Annotated in this window: 14 protein-coding genes; 5 read left to right on the top strand and 9 right to left on the bottom strand. The window is 66.6% G+C overall.

What is annotated here, in order from left to right; all coding sequences use genetic code 11:
- Nucleotides 1-17: 17 nt before the first annotated feature.
- Nucleotides 18-680, bottom strand: coding sequence for a hypothetical protein (locus HLV61_RS01905; protein ID WP_369252412.1), 663 nt, complete (start codon nucleotides 678-680; stop codon nucleotides 18-20).
- A gap of 159 nt (nucleotides 681-839) precedes the next feature.
- Nucleotides 840-1475, bottom strand: coding sequence for a hypothetical protein (locus HLV61_RS01900; protein ID WP_369252410.1), 636 nt, complete (start codon nucleotides 1473-1475; stop codon nucleotides 840-842).
- 102 nt (nucleotides 1476-1577) lie between these two features.
- Between HLV61_RS01900 and HLV61_RS01895 the strand changes: the two genes are divergently transcribed.
- Entirely contained in the window at nucleotides 1578-2108 is a 531-nt protein-coding gene (locus HLV61_RS01895; RefSeq protein ID WP_369252408.1) for a hypothetical protein, read from the top strand.
- Nucleotides 2109-2133: 25 nt separating this feature from the next.
- Here HLV61_RS01895 and HLV61_RS01890 read toward each other — a convergent pair whose 3' ends face one another.
- Nucleotides 2134-2589 carry a hypothetical protein gene (locus HLV61_RS01890; RefSeq protein ID WP_369252406.1) on the bottom strand — a complete coding sequence of 152 codons (456 nt, stop codon included), beginning with the start codon at nucleotides 2587-2589 and terminating at the stop codon, nucleotides 2134-2136.
- Nucleotides 2590-3100: 511 nt separating this feature from the next.
- Between HLV61_RS01890 and HLV61_RS01885 the strand changes: the two genes are divergently transcribed.
- Entirely contained in the window at nucleotides 3101-3625 is a 525-nt protein-coding gene (locus HLV61_RS01885; RefSeq protein ID WP_369252970.1) for a transposase, read from the top strand.
- A gap of 1195 nt (nucleotides 3626-4820) precedes the next feature.
- On the opposite strand, the gene HLV61_RS01880 is transcribed toward HLV61_RS01885, so the two are convergent.
- Both HLV61_RS01880 and HLV61_RS01875 read right to left on the bottom strand, forming a co-directional pair.
- Complete coding sequence (locus HLV61_RS01880; protein WP_369252404.1) at nucleotides 4821-5444, bottom strand: class F sortase; 624 nt, start codon at nucleotides 5442-5444, stop codon at nucleotides 4821-4823.
- A gap of 256 nt (nucleotides 5445-5700) precedes the next feature.
- Complete coding sequence (locus HLV61_RS01875; protein WP_369252402.1) at nucleotides 5701-6165, bottom strand: hypothetical protein; 465 nt, start codon at nucleotides 6163-6165, stop codon at nucleotides 5701-5703.
- Nucleotides 6166-6562: 397 nt separating this feature from the next.
- Here HLV61_RS01875 and HLV61_RS01870 point away from each other — a divergent pair, with 397 nt between their 5' ends.
- Both HLV61_RS01870 and HLV61_RS01865 read left to right on the top strand, forming a co-directional pair.
- Entirely contained in the window at nucleotides 6563-6781 is a 219-nt protein-coding gene (locus tag HLV61_RS01870; protein WP_369252400.1) for an excisionase family DNA-binding protein, read from the top strand.
- Nucleotides 6782-6822: 41 nt separating this feature from the next.
- A complete protein-coding gene (locus HLV61_RS01865; protein ID WP_369252399.1) occupies nucleotides 6823-7956 on the top strand; it encodes a site-specific integrase in 1134 nt (377 codons plus the stop codon).
- Nucleotides 7957-8620: 664 nt separating this feature from the next.
- On the opposite strand, the gene HLV61_RS01860 is transcribed toward HLV61_RS01865, so the two are convergent.
- The 3 genes from HLV61_RS01860 to HLV61_RS01850 form a co-directional block, all read right to left on the bottom strand.
- Nucleotides 8621-9667 (bottom strand): hypothetical protein, encoded by a 1047-nt coding sequence (locus HLV61_RS01860; protein ID WP_369252397.1) that lies wholly within the window; start codon nucleotides 9665-9667, stop codon nucleotides 8621-8623.
- Between the two features lie 162 nt (nucleotides 9668-9829).
- A complete protein-coding gene (locus HLV61_RS01855) occupies nucleotides 9830-11284 on the bottom strand; it encodes a metallophosphoesterase family protein (protein WP_440284464.1) in 1455 nt (484 codons plus the stop codon).
- Nucleotides 11285-11299: 15 nt separating this feature from the next.
- On the bottom strand, nucleotides 11300-12286 hold the full coding sequence (locus tag HLV61_RS01850; RefSeq protein WP_369252393.1) for a hypothetical protein: 987 nt from the start codon (nucleotides 12284-12286) through the stop codon (nucleotides 11300-11302).
- Nucleotides 12287-12695: 409 nt separating this feature from the next.
- Between HLV61_RS01850 and HLV61_RS01845 the strand changes: the two genes are divergently transcribed.
- Nucleotides 12696-13184 carry a tyrosine-type recombinase/integrase gene (locus tag HLV61_RS01845; protein WP_369252391.1) on the top strand — a complete coding sequence of 163 codons (489 nt, stop codon included), beginning with the start codon at nucleotides 12696-12698 and terminating at the stop codon, nucleotides 13182-13184.
- A gap of 448 nt (nucleotides 13185-13632) precedes the next feature.
- Here the strand turns inward: HLV61_RS01845 and HLV61_RS01840 are convergent, their stop codons facing one another.
- Nucleotides 13633-15384 carry a PIG-L family deacetylase gene (locus tag HLV61_RS01840; protein WP_369252389.1) on the bottom strand — a complete coding sequence of 584 codons (1752 nt, stop codon included), beginning with the start codon at nucleotides 15382-15384 and terminating at the stop codon, nucleotides 13633-13635.
- Between the last annotated feature and the right edge of the window lie 176 nt (nucleotides 15385-15560).

Raw genomic sequence — 15560 nt, 5'->3', positions numbered from 1 at the left:
TGACTTGACCATCGCGATCAATCGGGTGTGCCCAACTCAGCCCGCACCGCTTCAAGGAAGTCTTGTCGATAGTTGATGAGGTTGAGGAACGCGAACGAAATCTCTTGGTCGCTCTCCGACGTGCGCAAGTCGAACGGATCGCCACACCTCTCGGCCGCAGGGTCAACGTGACAGCTCACTATCCCTTCTGCGAAGAGGATGACCGGGTATGTGGTGAGGGCAATTTGGAGGGTCACGTCCGTCACGCCCTTACCACCGATCACGTCCACACGCCCATCCAGCGTTCTCAGCGCGTCGTTCGCTCGCCTCGCCTCGGCTACTGCTTCGGCACCGGGATCAGGAATGTCTTTCCTCGGCTTGCCCTGCATGTCGTTGGTCGGGAGCAGGGGGTCCAACGCTGCATGAAGTTCGTCGAACTGAGCGAGGTAATCTCCATACAGCTCGATGCGCTGATCCTGGAGGAACTCACGACTTGACCTCGCATCGTCGCGATCGGCCGACACCTGGGCGCCTACCACGACTCCACCAAGACCAGAACCAGCAGCGATTACTGCTGCGACAGTTACCGCTATCACGTTGAACAGCGTGCTGCGGTGATTCGCTTCACGGTTCTTAACGCCTTCGCGCTCCTCAACCGTCCGTCCCTGAGCCGACGCCCCTGCACCTGACGGAGTCGCCACGAGGCGAAGGTTAACGAGCACCACGCCTAGCGGCCGGCCACCACGCCGAGGGGCGGTCTTACCACCCCGGAGACGCGCGTGGGCTCAGGCATGGACATCAATAGTCGATGAGTTCACTCGACTTGAGACCTGCCAAAGGCCGAGTGCACGGATACCACATCAGCTGCCGAAGAGGCTGCCGAACAGGCCAGTCAATGACCCGAGCAGTGCGACGGCTGTCGCCATCAGGGCAGCACTGCTGAGGAACCTCTCCCGCTCCCGCAGGTTCTCCTGTGACGGCTCACGCCGACCCGTGATGACGAAGTCCTCGGCCTCGCCCTTGAGGGAGATGCCGCCTCGGGGACCGTCGATTAGCAGGGTGCACCGGACTTCGTCGCCTGGATTGAGCAAGGTCTCAGGCAACGGGATGATGCGAGCGTCCAGCTGAGCCGTGCTCGTCAGTTGCTCGGCTTCACCGTCGCTAACCCTGGTGCGTGTGACCGTCAGTGTTTGGACGTCGCTTTCCTCGGCAACGACCAGCTCGAACGGGCGGTACATCGACTTGGTACTCAGCCCCACGTTGCCGGTGTTTTTGATCTTCAAGGTCAACGCACGGGGCTCCCTCAGGGTCTTGCTCCCGATGTTGACGCTGACCTTGCCCTTGAGCGCTGCGCTCGACGGTAGAGCCAACAGCGACTGATCGAGCACCACGGTCCACTCCAACCGCTTCACCTTGCGGTTCAGCCGGAAGTAGACGTACCCGGTGATGAGCCCGATCCCAGCCAGCACCCACGCGATCCATGCGAGGTCAGCCACGAGGCGCCCCTGCTCCCCCTGTGTTCACGTCACGGAGGGTAAGTGGTGCCTCTGACGGCAGTGATGCGGCGCGCCTCATGCCGGCGCGGGACCATGCCTGGCATGAGCACCGAGGGCCAAGACAGCGCCGCGGGCAAGCACATCTATTTTGAGGTGCACGACACGGTCGGCATCACCGACGACGCGCGCGCGGTCATCCGCCAGGGCGTTGATCTGGTCTTGAGCGCAGGTCTCAGCCCGGAGCAGTGGGCTGAGCTGGTTGCATCCTTGCAGGAGGCCGTTGACCGAGGGACCCCCGCCTCTGTTGCCCCAGCTGCCCAAGTGGTCCCGGGGCTTGAGGCATGGGCGAAGTGCAACCCCGCACTTCTCGCAATACTCCTGGCTGTACTCACCTTGTTCGTGACTTGGTCGTTAGAGCAACTGGACTCCGATCCAGCGCCTACGCAAGTCGAGGTGAATGTCAATCAGGAAGCACCTCGGCCGTCTGAGGACGAGATCAGCCGGGTGATCGAGGAGAAGATTCGCGAGCACCAGCAAGAGCCGCCTTCAGGTAGGCAGAACGAGGCTCCGACTACAGGCCAGGCACCTGGCATGGCTGCCCCTAGCAAGCGGTCCCCGGGATCGATTTTGTAAAGCAAACATTCGCAGCCGGCTGCTCTCAGCCAAACAGCGAAGGGATGGCAGTGAGCACCGAGCCGACGCCCACCAGCAAGAGGCCCTTCAACTCCCGCTTGACCGAGCCGGTCGCGACCCGCCGCACGGACTCCTGGAGCTCGTCGTCACGTCGCTGCGACTCCGCATGGACTTCATTGATCTGCTGACCCAGTCGCCGCTCTGCCTCTCCCACGGACCTGTCCAGCCGATACAGCTGGCCTTGCAGTCCAGCCAAACGTTCCCGCACATACTCGAACTGCTGCTCCGGAGTGGCGTCCGGTGGCAGCTCGACCTCCCCCGTGGCCGTCAGCGTCCCGGTGGCGGACAGCGTGGCGTTGGCCGTGCCACTGAGGGCAATGGCCTTCCGTCGCCGCCGTAGGACATGCCGACGGATCCAGGCGGTGGACGCAGTCAGCCTCGGGAAGACCGGCCGTCCCGCAAACGTCTGGTAGTCGTCCACGGCCGCCGCCCAGGCAAGCGAAGTTCCCCAGACGATGCACACCAGCCCTGCGAGGGTCACTAGGTGTGCCCAGTCAGTCAGCCAGCGCCCAAGCACGGGTCACAGCCTGACATCCGGGTTCGGTCAGCCTCCGGACCACATACCGCCAGTCGACGTCCACGTCCTCGGCCAGGTGGTCTAGCCGCCCGCCGTCCAACAGCTCGCCCTCCACGAGCTCTACGTCCCACGACTGGCCACTCGCCGCCCCTCCCGCTCCGTGGGGTTCCGAAGACAACTAGGACCCAATACAGCCTGTCTTCTACCGGCGACAGGGACGCCATGCGAGCGAAGGGAGTGTCGAGACAGCCACATCGGTCCCCTAGCGATACGGCCGTTACCCGCTGGGGGCCTGCGGCCGCGCGGTCTTGCTTCGAGCGCTGGGGCACCAGCCGCGCCGGGCGGGCGAAGCTGTCTCGAAACTTGGCTGAAGCTGTCGCACGTGAGCTCTAGCCTTTGAAGTGACCCCCGTCGGCTGAACACCTCCAGACTTGGCGCAAGCCAGGGAGGAGGGCACGGGTGGGCCGACGGCAAGTACCCCGAGGAGTCCCGGCAGCGAGCCACGCAGCTGGTGCTCGACAGCCGGCGCAGCAGTCGCGAGGTCGCCGCCGAGCTCGGGGTCACTCACGAGACGCTCAGCAACTGGGTCGCCGCCGAGAGCCGGAACCGGGCGGCCGGCCCGGCCGCGCTGGGCACGGATGAGCGCCTGGAGCTGGTGCAGCTGCGCCGCAGGATCGCCGAGCTGGAGCTCGAGCGGGAGGTCTTGAGAAGAGCGCGGTCTTCTTCGCCCGGGAGACGGGGCGGTGAGTCGCGGAGTCCTCGGCGAGTTCATCGCCGCGGAGAAGACGACCTACGGCGTGCGCCGCCTCTGCCGCATCCTCGGCATCAGCCCGACCCGTTGCTACGCCTGGGTCGCCCGGGCCGGCGTCCCCTCACCGGAGAATGCACAAGATCAAGTGTCACACACGTCTTGCACCTGCGGTCCCGGAACTCGTGGTGACGAGTTACTGAAGGCTCATCTGCAGCATCGGTGGCATGGAAATCAGCGGAAGCCCCGGCTACCGAGCCCGACAACGTGAACGGCAACGGCGAGAGCAGGAGTTCCGGCGGCGTCAGCGGGCGGAGCTGACCCCGACCACCGTGGCCGGGTCGAGGGCGCCTGATGCCGACGTGGCCGGTCGCGAGCGACGGGCCGCGGCGCGGACCTGTGGGTGGTGCGGTGGGCCGATCACCCCGAGGAGCCGGGGACCGATCCCCAAGTGGTGTTCCGCCACCTGCCGCCACCGAGCCTGGGAACAGACCCGCGCTGCGGCCTCCGGCCGGACCGCGGTGCAAGTGGTCGAGCGGCGGGTCGAGATCGGTGTCCCCCTCGAGCCGACCCGCCGAGAGTGGGCAAAGCTGCTCGGTGAGCTCGTCGGCCAGCTGAACGACGGCCGGGTTTATGACCGCGATCTCCCCGGCCTCAGCCGGGCCTTAGAGCCCGTGCTGCGGTCATACCGGTGGCGGGCCAGGCTGACCGGCGCCCCCGACCTGCTTTGACCGGAGCTGCAGCACCTTCAGTGGTCGAAGACTCGACGGAGGTTGGCGGGGCACGGCGTCCGCGACGGAGGCCACGCGGCTCATATGGTGCCGCTGACGGGCCGAGCCTGCCTCGGCCGGGTTGCCGCCGACCTCGCCGCCACCCACGTCATCCCGCGGCAGCTTCACGCTCGGCGGCTGCGGTTGAGATGTGACCGTTGACGCCGGGGCACCTCGGCGGCGCCCCTCGTCGTCGCCGGCAGCGTGCCCCCTCGGCCCTGCTGGACGGTTGGAGAATCTCCGACCGAGAGCGCTGACTAGCACGACGATCACGCGTGAGGGTCTTGGGCGTCGTTGATGTCGTGTCCTGCCCGATCGCCAGCGACTCTGCACCCCTGTCACGCGCGTCGCCGCTCACCCGTCACAACGAATTGCGGAGCCCTGGATGCATGAGGTGTGTCCCACTTGATCTTGAGGCTCCTCCAGTACGGAGTGATCGCTGTGAGGCGGCGACTGCGCGCCCGCTGGGCCAGGTGGGGTGTCCCTTGGGGCGGCCTCAGTGCATCCCGGCGGCGGTTGCCGCCGACCCTCTGTCAGCGGCGCATCCGCAGCGCCCGCGTCTGACTGCTCCCGGCGTGTACCGGCCCGCGCCGAGACGGTGGAGGCGAGCGCGAGTGTCAGCCGACCGCTGCGAGGCTGGCGAACACGATGATGTTGTCCTGGTAGTCCCCTGAGTCCTCGTCGAATGCTCCGCCGCAGGTGATCAAGCGGAGACCGGCATGGTCGATGTCGCCGTAGACCTCCTCGGTCGGGAAGTCGTCCTTGGCGTGTTCCTCGACGCGGTCGACGCGGAAGGTCGCGACGGTGCCATCGGCGCGGTCGATGACGACAGTGTCCCCCAGGTGCAGCTCCCGGAGCCCAAAGAAGGCTCCCGGTTCACCCTCCCAGTCGACGTGGCCCGCGAGGACCGCGGGCCCGAGCTGACCAGGTGTGGGGCTGCCGTCGTACCAGCCGACCGGATAGGCGCCCGGCGGGACCTCCATGGAGCCGTCCCGCTCCAGGCCGAGCTGCATGATCCGGGACGTCACCCCGAGCGCCGGGATCTGGACCCGACTGGGGGCGCTGGCCGGCAGTTGGCCTGCGCTGGCCGCAGGACTGACCGCCTCGGCAGCGGGCGCGGACGGAGTTGCGGTCGCGGTCACCGGCGGGGCGTCCACGGCGAGGGGGACGTCGAGTCGGACGGAGTCACTCACGTCCTGGGGCAGGACAACGATCGCAGCGATGCCCGCGGCGGCGAGCACGGCGGAGGTGCTCGCCCAGGCCCGGGCCGCGCGGGGCCGGGCGGTGCGGACGGTGGGGCGACAGGGCCGTCCGTAGCGGGTGACGCGAGGCGGCCGAGCGAGGAGAGCCTCCAGCTCCGCGTCGGTGCCCGACACCCTCGCACCCGGTGGTGGCGGCGGTGGCGGGTACGCCGCGACGATGCGCACCGCGTCACCCACCCCGGCCACCGTGTGGCCGGGGTGGGTGTCGGGTGCGCGGTGCCGCACGTCGGGGAGGTCAGACGGTCGCGCGGGAGCTGCGCCGGGCAGCGAACGCAGCCCCACCGGCCGCGGTCAGGGCGACGCCGCCCAGGACGTAGGGCAGGGCGCCGGCGTCGTCGCCGGACGAGCTGCCGTCGCCGGCGGCGACGGCGCCCGCCGGACGGGTGGTCACCTGGTTCGTGGTGCTGGGGGCCACCTGGTTTGTGGTGCCGAGGGCCATGGCGCTGGTGACAGTCCCCGGGTTGGCGATGTAGTCGTGGTTCTCGCAGGCCACGCCAGGAACGCCATCGGAGCCGGTACCGATGGGGCCATCCAGGCCGTTCGGGTCGCTCGTGTCGGCGTCGTAGACAGCCTGGGCGTCCGCCTGCGAGACGAAGTCCGGGCAGTTGTATCGGTCGGCGGCGTGGGCCGTGCCGGCGAAGCCGAAGGACAGGGCCGCGGTGAACAGGACACCAGCGGCGGCGGTGGTGGTACGACGCATGATTCGGACTCCATGAAGCTTCGGGACGAGGTGGCTGTCACCCTCACACAGCGAACCCGTTCCGATACAGCGTGTGCAGGAGGCGCTTGCGCCGACAATCAGTCGATCAAATCGGCAACCCTCGCCAGTCGCGTGCACATGGGTCCCACGCGTCTCGCAAACCGCACCATCGCCCTCAGGTCGGCCTGGATATCGCAGACACGGCACATGCGCGCAGGATCGATCTCCGAGGAGCAGCGTCCCTACATCTATGTGCCGCAACTCTCGGTGCTGTGTCCTTGGGTAGGCCGCTCAGAGACAACGGCCGTGGGCGGTGACGTGCCACTCGACTGAAGCCAGGTCGCAGGGCGGGGCGGTCCTGAAGGCTGACCGGAGGCTGCGGACGAGGCTCGCCAGCATGACGGCGAACCGGACCACCAAGCAGCGGCACTCCCCCGGTGATCCCCTTCTAACCATCGCGCAGGCCGGCGAGTACCTCGGCACTGGCGAGCGCTTCATCCGTCGGCTCATCACTGAGCGCCGCATCGCCTACGTCAAAGTCGGAAAGTATGTGCGCCTGGAGCGCTCGGCGCTAGACGCTCTTGTGGACGTCGGCCGAGTCCACAGACAGCGCTGATCGGCGAAGACGCCCGCTGGATCGCCCGCCAGGGTCGCGACGTGGCCAAGCGGACGTTCGGCACCGTCGACGAACTGCCGAGCGGTCGCTTCCGCGCCCGGTATCGCGGCCCCGACGGTCGGCGCCACGCCAAGGTCTTTAGCACCAGGGCGGACGCCTGGGCCTGGCTCGCCACCCAGCAGACGGACCTCCTCCGGAAGGCCTGGCGGGCTCCGATCACCAGCCGCAGGACAGTGGGCGACTACGCCGCGGACTACCTCGCCCGCAACGACCTCCGCGAGAGCACCTGCGTCCTCTACGCGGGCCTGTGGCGTCACCACCTCGCCAGGACGTGGGGCGACGTGCCCGTCGACGAGGTCACTCCCGCCGCCGTCCGGTCCTGGCACGCCAAGGCCAGCCGGACGACCGGCCCAACGGCGCTGGCGCAGGCGTACCGGCTCCTCCGCGCCATCCTCAACATTGCGGTCGCCGACGAGGTCATCGCCTCCAATCCCTGCCGGTTGCGTGGCGCCGGCACGCCCAAGGCCTCCCGGCCGTCCCGCGCCCTCACCGCGGCCGAGGCCCTGCAACTGGCGGAGCAACTGGGGAAGGACCGGAGGACCGAGCGCTACCGCGCCCTGCTGCTCGTCCTCGCCTTCGGCGGGCTCCGGTTCGGTGAAGCCACTGCGCTGCGCCGGTCCGACGTCCTGCCCGGCGGCCGGCTGCGCGTCGAGCGTTCGGTCCGCCGCGTCGGCGGCCGGTGGGTGGTCGGTGAACCCAAGACCGACGCCGGACATCGCACCGTGACCCTGCCCGCCGCCATCGCAGCGGTACTGGAGGACCACCTGGAGAGGCACGTCCCCGCTGCTCCGGACGCCTCCCTGTTCGCCACCAGTTCCGGCGGCTACCTCGCCCGCAGCAACTGGAACGCAACCTTCCGCCGGGCCGCCGAGGCCATCGGCCTGCCGGCGGTCCGGCCTCACGAGCTCCGCCACACCGGCGCTACCCTCGCCGCGGCCACCGGCGCGACCACCAAGGAGCTCATGCGCCGGCTGGGCCACTCCTCCCCCGCTGCGGCCCTGCTCTACCAACACGCCGCCGACGACCGCGACGCCGCGATCGCACGCGCCCTCGACACCATGCTTGGCGGCCTCACCGGAAGGTCGGATGCCGATGTCGACGAGCGGGCGAAGTGACGCCTACACCGAGAGTCGGGTCGATCGAAACGGGGTTACGCTGTTCCCGCAAAGAATTGAAACATCGACCTGCAGAGAACAGGTCGCGTCGCTGGACCTCTACAAGGGGTCATTGTTGGCGTCGGCCACAGCGACGAATTCTGCGCTTGCCGAAGTCGCCGACCTCCGTGTCGTCCCGTCGTGGTCCGCAGGACGGCTCCGCCGGTTCACTGTCGCTGCACGCGCAGAAATGCCAGGCGCCTTGATGACCGGCTCAACCAACGGAGCACCCTCAAGGAGCCGACGCATCATTGACATTCAGTTGGATGGGGAGCCGACCGGCGAGCAGGGCCCATGAACCTGCTGCAGGGTAGACCCGATGCCATTGGCCGCGGGTACCTCGACGAGGTTGCCCCGCGCCGATAGCATCGGGGGCATTCCGCCGCGTCGACGGCTGACGCGGAACCTACCGAGAGAGTTACGGTAGAAGGACCTTACAGGCAAGTAGACCACGACGATCAAGATACGTCGGCCGGCCGAGCGGACGCAGTAGTAAACGAGGGCCGCGTCGCCACACGCGTGAAACGGGCCACCTCGCGGCTACGAACGGCAAACCGACCCACGTGCACCATGCGCGCCGACAATCTCCAGCTTCAAGGCAAGCGAGCCGCTCAGGCACGCAGGACTAGCGGCTAGGATTGTTGAAGAGCGCAAGCACTTGTTGATCGCTGACGCTATCCCAAGCCAACCTCCCCACTCGCCCGTGAGAGGTCTCTATGACCTCGTCCACCGCACTAGCCAGGCTGCCACTGGGTTCGACGCTCAGGATCACCCACCCTGCGGCGAACGGATCTGCTGCGACTTCCGCCACCAGCTGGCGCACTCGGCTGGCGGCCTCTCCGGGCACTGAGTTCGGGCGGACCAAATGTGGCAGAAGGATGACCCTCCAAGAAGTATCCTGCTGCTCAAGACCCAAGAATTCGATCCAGCCAGTTAGTGCCGGCTCCTTGATCGCAAAGTTCCGGCCTGCGAGCACGCGCGCCATCCTGTCCATAATGTCTCGCCGGAACAGCTGGCTTTGTGTCGACCCGACGGATCCGTAGCCCCTGGCGACAAGGTCATGCCTTAGGTCATTGAGGATCGATTGCGTAACCGGGTTCGAGCTCTCGAGCAGTCTTGGAATCCCGCCCTCGCCTTGCGTCGCAACTTCCCCTGGCGCCTCACCCTCTGAGGTAGCCGCCGCATGCACAGGCGCGCCAAAGACGCCGACGATGGCACCAATGCTGCGACTCTGAAGTGCTATCCCATCAATCGCCTTGCCCTCGTGGGTAGCTGATTTGCGCTTGGGCCATCTCCTGGTCTTCTGACGTTCACCGACCTTGGTCTGCTCGTTTAGAGCTGAGAGCATCGCCGCGACAACGGGTGTCGGGAGAGGCTTCTGCTTTCCTTCCTCCACAACTAACCGGTCGTATACCCAGCTGAGCGTGTCCCACCAGCGATCGTCCTGTTGCTGATGACGTGCCAACTTCAATTGGCGGTAAGCTATTGATGCAGCGATTATGGCGGCTATCAACGCCAGCATTCCACCGAAACCAGCCGATGTGAAGAATCGACTCCAGAAATCCGCCGAGAGGAAGGTATCCCAGCCGTCTGGGACGGACGGCTCCGTGGGCGCCGTCGAGGGCGTCGGCGCATTCGCTGCTGAAGACCCTGACCCCGTCGTCGGATACACCAGAGGACCTGGCATCGAGGGCGACGCCATCCTTGGAAGCGATAACACTCAAGCTACCGCGGAACTATCCGACAGAAAGGCGAGACAAGCAACTGCACCTTGCGACGTTGCCAACGAACGCCATCATTCCTCCCGGTGGCAGAATGGCAATGGAATCCACTCTCAGAATAGCGGAAGCTCGGACCTCATAAGCAAGCGCACGGCCTCACGAGGACCGAATGTATAGCAGGCTACGTTGACCGTGTCTAGTCCAAGCGTGTACATATTCATCGAATTGAGTCGGAGAAGCTCCGGCAGATGATCCTTGTCCGCACCAGCACTGCCAGCTCCCCAAACGTAGACACCACCATCAAAGGGGGACGGCGCCTCCCAGACTCCATTCCGGACGACGGACTTTGATTGGTAACCGAAGAATGGTAAGTGGTGATGGCCATGAAGGACAGCTGAGACGCCCGCCTCCTGGAGTCTGTTGGTGATATCGCCCGCATCTCCGGCCAGGCTAGGGCGCCCTAAGGCATTGAGGTCGTCCTCGGGATAAACCGGCATCACATGATGGTGCATCACGGCAAGCCCAAGCTTTTTGTCGCGGGAGGAGAAGCGAGTCACTCCGACCGTCTGTAGCGCGTATTCAAGCATGGCAGAGTACCTATGAGCCCCGACGAACCCGTACTCGAGACTATCCTCGCCTCGCAGCCGGGCGCTGTTAAGCGCAATGCAACTGATGTCCCAGCCCGACGGAGTGCTGTAGCGATAGAGCGTCTCTAGGTCCTGAATATCCCGCAGATAAAAACTTCGGGCGAACAATCGGTAGTCGTTCTCGTGACGATAGTCGCGCCTTGGTTGCACGCCGGGGTGCAACTTATGGAAGTCACTATTACCCGGTACAACTATACAGTGCTCGCGATCCAGCCCGAGTTGCCGCTGCAAATCCGTCAAGAACTGATGGGCTGAGGCGAAGTTTTCAGCTGCCCCGTCGCAGATGAGGTCACCGGAGACAATCAACACTCCGACCTCCGCGTCGGCGTATTCGACCGCGCGCGTAATAGTCTCCGCCAAATCTGCACTGCGCCGCGAACTGTTCCCGGGCGGCGGAAAGCCGTGCGCCGCCCCTATATGCAAGTCCGACAAATGCAGGATTGTGTCGGACTTCGTCTCTATTGGGCGCATACTCCAGGCCGGAGATGGCCTTAGAACCAGTTCTTGATGGTCTTCAACGACATCGTACAGCGTCGGGTCGCCTACGGGGTAGCTCCCGAAATTGCGCTGATATGTAGCCCGATCAATTTGTTCGATCCGCGTGAACCGAAACCAAGCCCCGTGCGCCTCATTCCGATAATACTCGGGAGTCGCTTCGGGCTCTGGACTGCCTATACGCACGCCGGCCTGGCCCTCGTTGAAGCCGAGGGCATCACATGCCGCTATAAAGAATGTATCTTGCTTCCTGTTGACGAGGGCAACCCGGAGTTGATTCGAGCTAATTAGTCGTCGAGCCGCTCGCAAGCGAGTTGGTTCAATCGGCTCCCACGCCTTGGCCCACCACCCCCACCAAACATGGCCGCGCTCTCTCACAACGTCCCGATGGGCCTCGATGGTGTTTTCCCCACTCCACCGAAGCACGACGCCCCGAAGCACCTATTTCGCTCCTGCCAACACGCGCTGCAGCATGTCGAACGCTGGTCGGTCTTCCCTGGAAATCACTGGGGCGACGGCCTCGTACGGGGAGGACGCCAACCGCTCCAGCCACCCTTCGACTACCTTCTGCTGTCCTACCCTTGCCACGCGGTTTCGCGACGTCCAGAGATCGACTTCTTGTCTCCTAGCGTCTCTTTCGCTGACGGAAGTCAATACGTTGTCAACAGCCCCGCGGACAGGGCTTAGTATGTCCCCCGGATCGCCATTTGGACTAGTCTTCAGCTTCACGACCTGCTCGCCCAAGACATGGGTGCTCCAGCCCTTGTCCCCCAGATGGGTTGTGACTGGAGGCTGCCATGCCTTATGCGGAGCGACATCTGTAATGATCACAAGATCTGCAGCCCTCCAATCGCCGGGGTCTGGGCATCCGACCGCAGCGAGTGCCTCTAGCTCGAACAGAGGAGTGGAGTAGGTTAGTGCCGACTCTATGTGCTCCACCTTTCCCAAGCGGCTGGCGTGAGCAAGTATCGTCTGCCGTTCGGACCTCGCACTTGGTCTCGTAAGTTCAGGAAAGAGGACAAAGTAGAGCGAACCCCCCGGCCTTATATACTTGGTCGCAAAAGATAGCCACCTCAGTATGTCGTTCACATACCAAGGAGGGTCCAAAACGGCGGCGTCTGAGCTTGCCGCTAAAGGTACAGATTGAGCCAGTTCAGCAATGGAGACATTACCGATGCTTGCAAGGGTCGGGAACCTCTGAAATACACCTGGATCCGCGTCGACGAGCAGGGTGCGCTCTGTTCGATCCGCGATCGTGCTAGCAATTGTCGGTGTGCCAATACAAGCGACGCTACGCGCCTCCGCAGTTACGACCCTTGCTAAGCTATTCGCAGTATCGTAAGTGAAATACCACTCATAGAGGAGTGCATGAAGCTCGGGTGTCGTGCGGAAGGGATCCGACTTCGAAATCCGCTCGGGGATGGTCATCCCCTGCTGGACTAGCAACTCGCGGACGAGCATAGGACTTGCGCCCTTTGTCCCGCGAAGAAGGTCCGTTAAGCTGGAAGCACCGAGACGCAAGCTTCGAAGCGCGGCCGCGAGGACGTCTTCCTTGTACGTTCTTTCGGACTGGAGATCTGTAGTCATAAGTCCTTCCAAGGCAGGTGCGTTACCCGGGCGCTGGGCGGGCTGATGACAGGGACTGAGTTGTGAGCATAGGGGGAGGCATCAAGGTGTCGCTCAGGCAGACAAGTGCCCTGCTCGGGTAAGGCGCAGCCTGCTCGATGTCGCCATGAGGTTGCACCCCTCGCATACCCCTGGCATGTGCACGCTGCCGGGTTCGTCGCGCCGTCATCAGGTTCCCCTCCGGGGGGGCGCCGGTCCGCAGCAGCCGACCATGAGCCTGCCGACGTCGGCCGGCAGATGCTGGTCGGGCGACAAGCACTCGGCGGAAGAGGCGAAAGAGCTCCTAGAGCTCGCGCGACCCGCTGAGATGCCGTCCGGCGTTGAGCAGCTGAGCGGCTCGGCGGACTGGCTCACTCTTCGGGCGGACCCCGAGCGGAAGTGCCGCCTCAGAGTTTCGACCGGCTATAGCGGCTACCTCGCCCGCAGCAACTGGAACACGACCTTCCGCCGTGCCGCCGACGCCATAGGCCTGCCGGCGGTCCGGTCACACGAGCTCCGCCACACCGGCGCCACCCTGGCCGCGGCCACCGGCGCGACCACCAAGGAACTCATGCGCCGGCTGGGCCACTCCTCCCCCGCCGCGGCGCTGCTTTACCAGCACGCCGCCGACGACCGCGACGGCGAGATCGCCCGTGCCCTCGACGCCATGCTGGGTGCAGCCAGCGAGTTATCGGACGACGATCCGGACCGGCGCGGCTAGTACGCCCGAGGGACGGTGGGTCACGCGTGGGTCATGTCAGATCGCTGGGTCATGTATGGGTCACGAGCCCACACCAGGAGGTCGAAATAGGCTGCTGACCAGCACAAACAGGGTCACGAGATCCTGCCTTCCAAGCTGGCCATGCCGGTTCGATCCCGGTCACCCGGTCCACGCGTTCGGCAAGTCGACCGGTGTGTCCGCCCCTGGAAGGGTCCTGCAGGACCCTGGCCATGGACAGCCGGGGTGCGGGTGCTGGCCGCCGGCCGACAGGGTGAGTCGGATCCTCTCGCGTCGAGCGCTGGGCGCGGTGCGCGCCGCCCGCCCGCCCGCCCGGGCCAGTCGTCAGGGCCGCCTGGCGATCCGCGCAGCGACCAGTCCGGGGCACGTGCCCGGTGCCGGGTCCCACCCGGACGAGGGGATCACCTCCGTCTCGCCCGCGACGAGCAGGTCAGAGGGGGGACTCGACCGGCTGCCAGCCGGTCCAGGTCCCGTCGGGAGCGCGGGTGCGGTGCCGGAGCTGGCCATCGGCGTGGACGGCGGCGACGACGAGCCGCCCGTCGCGCGCGGCAGCCACGGTGGGGTACTCGAGGATGAACCCGCCGAGGTCGATCCACCCGCCGTAGCCGGCGTCGGGTGCGGTCTGCAGGGCCAGGGACACGCCGCCTCCGCGGTTCCGCACGACGGTCGCGATCCGTCCTCCCACGGTGGCGGTGGCAGGCTGCCCGATGCCGGCGTGACCGCCCAGGCTGGTCGTGGAACGCCAGCGGCTGTCCGCGTCCTGCCAGCTGACGGCGACCGCGCCCGTGTCCGCCTGGCGATGGTGGACCTCGAGCCGACCGTCCGCGTTGACCGCGAAGGTGGCCGGGCTCGCAGGGGACAGGGCGGGAACAGAGCCTCGCGTGAACTCCTCGTTGGGGGCGTTCTGCCACCAGACGGTGAGCCCGGACCGGGTGGCCGCGACGACCTCGATCCTGCCGGAGGGGCCGAGGACGGCCGAGCACGGGTCCTGCAGGTCGCTGCCGAAGAGGTCGAGCCACGGCGCCCACCCGCCGCCGGCGGACTGCCATCGGGTGGAGAGGCCGCCGTCGGCGTTCACGACGAACACCTGCAGCCGGCCGTCGGCGTTCGAGGTCAGCGCAGGGGTGCCCACGTGTCGAGGGGCGTCACCCGGGCCGGGGGTGCCCAGGTCGGTCCAGCCGCCTCCCACCGCGGGCCGGGTGACCACCCGGTGGTCGGTGGTGCGCGCGGCGAGCTGCACCCGCCCGTCCTCCCCGCGGACGGCGGTCACCGCGGTGACGTCGCCGCCGAGCCCGGTGGGCCCCGTCCAGGTGGTGGGCCCACCCCGCCACGACAGGACCCGGCCGTCGCGCACGGCGAACAGGTGGACGGACCCGGATTCGTCCACGGCCGACCACTGGGTGCCTCGGCTGTGCCTGTAGTAGGTGCGCCGGGTCCAGCCGCGGCTGTCGTTCGCGTCGGGATCCCACGCCTGGTAGACGGTGAACAGGGTCCTCTTGTGGTCCCCCGCCACGACGTCGAGGTCGGCCGGGAAGAGGCCGTTGCCGTAGTCCCGGTACTGGACGACCTGAGGCATCCAGGACCCCGTGCCAGCGCGGTGGCGGTCGGCGGCCTTCAGGGCCAGCGCCGCCGCGGCTCGGTGGTCGGGGTGCGAGATCGGGTCGTCGTACCGTGCGTCCGCGTACTCCTCGGTGATGGCCAGCGCGGCCGGCCGGTACCGCTCCAGCAGTCCCTGCAGGACCGCGACCGCGGTCGCCGCGTCGTACGTCTGCGAGGCGGTGACCAGACCACCGGCAGGAGGAACGGTGGTCACCGTGGCCCCGCCGAGCACCGAGGCGAGGCCCGCGTCGGGCAGGCTCAGGAACACCAGGTGCACGGCGGGGCGGTCCCGGAGCCGGTACTCCTCGACCTCCCTCCCCGCGACGGCGACCGCCCGACCGACCCACTCCCCCTGTCCCGGGCGGTCGAGGACGCCGCCGGCGACCCGGTAGGCGTCCTGCACGCCGCGCTGCCGACTGCGTACCCGTTCGTTCCCGGCGATGCCGGTCAGGGCGGCATGGCCCCCGGTCACGTAGACGACGGTCGTCGCAACGCCGGCATCGATGGCGGCGTCGAGGTCGGGGTTGAGGAACAGCAGGTCGTCGTCGGGGTGCGCCACCACGGCGAGCACGGCCTGGGTCACGGCGCCTCCCTCGGACGTGCGGCCGCGTCGACGGCTCGACCCGAGCCGGGACGTCGACCACAGGCTGCCGTGCCGACCGTGACCCGGGAGTCACCGGTGAGTCCAATCGAGCGGAGGCGGCCACCAGGAGAGGTCGATGCGACAGGCAGGACACAGCCGTCGAGGCGGTGGTCTCC

This window comes from Geodermatophilus amargosae (assembly GCF_041028265.1).
GTDB lineage: Bacteria > Actinomycetota > Actinomycetes > Mycobacteriales > Geodermatophilaceae > Geodermatophilus > Geodermatophilus amargosae_A.
Note: the sequence above shows the minus strand (reverse complement) of the source record. Positions and strands in the feature narration are given on the sequence as shown.